The sequence below is a fragment of the Empedobacter sp. UBA5528 genome, from assembly GCF_002426075.1.
GTDB lineage: Bacteria > Bacteroidota > Bacteroidia > Flavobacteriales > Weeksellaceae > Empedobacter > Empedobacter falsenii_B.
In genome coordinates this window covers 1-3389 of record NZ_DINY01000021.1, presented here as the reverse complement: position 1 = coordinate 3389, position 3389 = coordinate 1, and the positions used below count along the sequence as shown (strand labels likewise).

Annotated in this window: 3 protein-coding genes and 1 pseudogene; 2 read left to right on the top strand and 2 right to left on the bottom strand. The window is 31.5% G+C overall.

Annotated features, from left to right (window positions below):
• Positions 1–302 precede the first annotated feature (302 nt).
• Positions 303–1097: a hypothetical protein gene (locus tag B4L98_RS04025; RefSeq protein ID WP_291077609.1), complete on the top strand. Its 795-nt coding sequence runs from the start codon at positions 303–305 to the stop codon at positions 1095–1097.
• Between the two features lie 132 nt (positions 1098–1229).
• Here B4L98_RS04025 and B4L98_RS04020 read toward each other — a convergent pair.
• Positions 1230–1818: pseudogene (locus tag B4L98_RS04020) on the bottom strand (recombinase family protein).
• Positions 1819–2193: 375 nt separating this feature from the next.
• Between B4L98_RS04020 and B4L98_RS04015 the strand changes: the two are divergent.
• Complete coding sequence (locus tag B4L98_RS04015) at positions 2194–2937, top strand: hypothetical protein (protein WP_291077607.1); 744 nt, start codon at positions 2194–2196, stop codon at positions 2935–2937.
• Here B4L98_RS04015 and B4L98_RS04010 read toward each other — a convergent pair.
• Positions 2926–3111 carry a hypothetical protein gene (locus B4L98_RS04010; protein ID WP_291077605.1) on the bottom strand — a complete coding sequence of 62 codons (186 nt, stop codon included), beginning with the start codon at positions 3109–3111 and terminating at the stop codon, positions 2926–2928. The genes B4L98_RS04015 and B4L98_RS04010 overlap by 12 nt on opposite strands.
• Positions 3112–3389: the final 278 nt, after the last annotated feature.

Sequence of the window (3389 nt, the reverse complement as noted above, 5' to 3'; positions counted from 1 at the left end):
GATGTCTGAGTGGCAAGGTGAGATTAGTAGAATAAAAAACATGAGCGAGTGAATGGCTCATGTTTTTTTGTGTGCTATGAATGGAATTAAAGTTGCATTCAAAATAACAGTATAGTACAAATTAGCCTGAATTCACTTGTTGCCTCATCTGAACTTTTATGCGATCCTAATAAGAAGAATACTCTCAAGATAAGAGGTTTATATATGAAAAAAGAAATACAAGTAGTTGGCGCGGCCATAAAAGTAAACTCAAATCTTATTTGAAAATATACCGTGAAGAAACTGAATATAACGTCTTAGAATTGGCAAAAAGAGAATATCAAGTTCTTTCTAATTATGAAAATAACCAGTTTGAATCAGCAGTTGATTTGTTAAGTAGTAACTTTATAAATAATTCAGATATTTCTATAGATGATCAAGGTTGGTATTTACAATTAGGAGCACATATTACAAACTCACATAACCAAAGCGCAGCAAATGATATGCAAATAAAAGCGAAACAAAAAAATGCAAATCTTTTAATACCTGCAATACCACTTTTGACGAAAAAGACCCGATCAACAACTGAACAAATAACAAATGTAAAAAATTGGATAAATCAATATGACAATGCTACAGATTTTCAAATTACAGTTCGTTCTATATTAATTAAGCTTGTTTATTCGCCGAAGAATAATAGCAATATCTTTGAATCTGGACTTTTGGAAATCGGTGAGTTTCTGGATATGATTCTTCAAGACTCGAAAATGATTACAATGATGGACCCGATAATTTTTTGGGCGACTAGGGATTATAGTTTTGTCATCGAATGTAAAAACCGAACAACTAACGACAAGTTTTCAAGAGATAATGCCGAACAGTTACTGCACTCAGAAAATTGGTATAACGGCTCTTTCATTAGCGGACCTGATGTTTTTTGTATTGCTTTTCATAAATCAAATGTACTATTTAATAATGTACACGTTAATCACAATTGCTATTCAGTAAATGATAAGATGCTTGAAAAATTTAAAAGTAAAATATTAAATTTCGTTAATGCTTTATCTATTAAAAACCCATCTGACTGGACGAATACTGAAATTGCTAGCTTAATGTAAGAGAACCTTTTACTGGATAAACAATTTATACAAAATTTTACAGTTGCTTTTTCATACAGCTAATAAACAGAAGTGAATGAATAGTTAATTTTGAAAAATTACTTAATTAAGAAATTTTTTTAATTTTAACTTTTATTGAAAACTATCTATTTTTATTCTATAAACAGTTTGTCTGGTAACATTATACTCCTTTGCAATCTTTGAAATAGCAATTCCCTTATTAAGATCTTCAACGATGCTTTTATAAACAAGGCGATGTTGAGGATCTTTTGTGTCTGCACTATAGAGTTTGGGGCGACCTTTATAAACACCATTCGCTTTAGCAATCTTGATTCCTTGTACCTGGTGTCGTTTTGATTCGGTACGCTCTTGCTCAGCAATCATGGCCAAGATCTGAACGATTAGGTTTTTGATAAATTTATCCAGGAGAGGATTTCTGATCGCTTCAGCCATAATTGTAAACTAGTGATAACCAGCTGTACATTTTTCTTCTTAGGATAATTCACGAAATCAATGATCTCATCATAATTCCTTCCGAGTTAATCGATAGTTTCCATAATAAAAACATCCTGTTCTCTAACAAAATCTAAAGCCTCTTGAAAAATTGGTCTTTGAGTGATGGTTGCTCCAGATTGCTTCTCGATGAAAATTTTTTCATTTCCTAAATTTGACGTTGTTCATTTTGATCGATCGATGAGACTAGTATGTATGCAATTTTCAAAAGTTCAACCTACTTTCTTACACAATTTAAAACACCCCCTAATCACACACGAGAAAACCGTATTTTTCTAATGTAACGATTATGTCTATTTAAGGTACGCTTTAAACATACAACACGTTTATATTTTATAGAAAATAATAGATTATAATTAAAGAGAGATAGTTTGAATTCAATCTTTAGAATCCAAAGCTATAAGGGAACAACGTAAAATTGACAGTTCACAGTTATAACTAACGAGCAAGAACAGAAATACTCAGTAACTGTGATCTTTCAGATGAAGGGTAATCGTTTAAAACCGTTAAGAAAACGCTTGCTTTATAGGAGGTTTTATTATACAGTTAATATAAAATTAATAAAGGGTAAGGGGAGTTGTTAATGAACAAACTTATTTCGTTATGTTTAGTTTCTATGATGTTTTTGGGATTGTCAGTACCTGTAACTGTGTATGGAGAAGAAGTTTTTGAAAATGTAGATACAGAAGTAGATTCAGAAGCAATTAATCCATATGTAGAAGAAAAATTGACTGATCAAGAGATATTAGAACAAGAACAAGCTTTAGGTGATCAAATTGCTTCAAATAATAGTTCAAACCCAATGTTGAGAAGCGCAACCGGACAGACTTGGAAATTAGTAAAAACAAGAAAATTAACTACGGATCAAGTTGTTGCAACCCAATATGTACAAAAATTGGATGCTAAAACTTCTAAGTCTAAATCTGTTTCTTTTTCATTTGGAATAAATGCTGAGATTAAAGGTGTAAAATTAAGTACTTCTTTTAGTTATAGTACATCTATGACACGTAGTGGACCTTCTAATGAGAAGATAGTCGGAACTCAAACGAAAGCCAGTCACGCATACTTCACAGCTGCTATATGGGGATATGTGAACGAGTATACTTATGATGTTTATGATAATGGTAGTGGTAAGAAAATTAAGACTGTAAAACAAAATGGTTTTATTCGGACTAATACACAAGGTTATTCTCAGAATGCGTATACAAGAAAAGATGGAAAGGTAATGGTTGAGAATGCTTCTGGAACAAAGTACAAAACTTTCAATTCGCATGATTCATTTGTGAACGGTTTTGGCAGAGGTAAATCTTCTAATTTATGGTGGTAATATGAAAAAGATTGGTATTGTTTTAGTTCTTTTTTCACTTTTGATTTTAATTATTTTACCAAAAATAATTTTTCCTGAATCTGATACTGTTGATTCTACAGGAATAGTGAATGCTATACGCTTTACTGGATTATCTTTAATATTGTCTGCAATAGGGATTAAACTTTTTTTCAAAGATAAATGAGTTTAAAAATTATTAATTAAACAAAAGATAAGAATGCTGTTATTGATATGTTCCCTATAAAGTAGACAAGGAAAAAACAAAAATTCCCAATCTATTTTATAGGGAGTTTTCGTATGTCTAAAAGAAGACATTTTTCTGTAGAAGAGAAGTAACGTATTATATCGTTTACCAGTCTGGCGGGCGTTCGTCGCAGGCTTGTAGTTATTTGAGTAGTCAAGGCATTCGAGTGGTGAATGTTTTAGGTGAGATGTCTGAGTGGCAAGGTGAG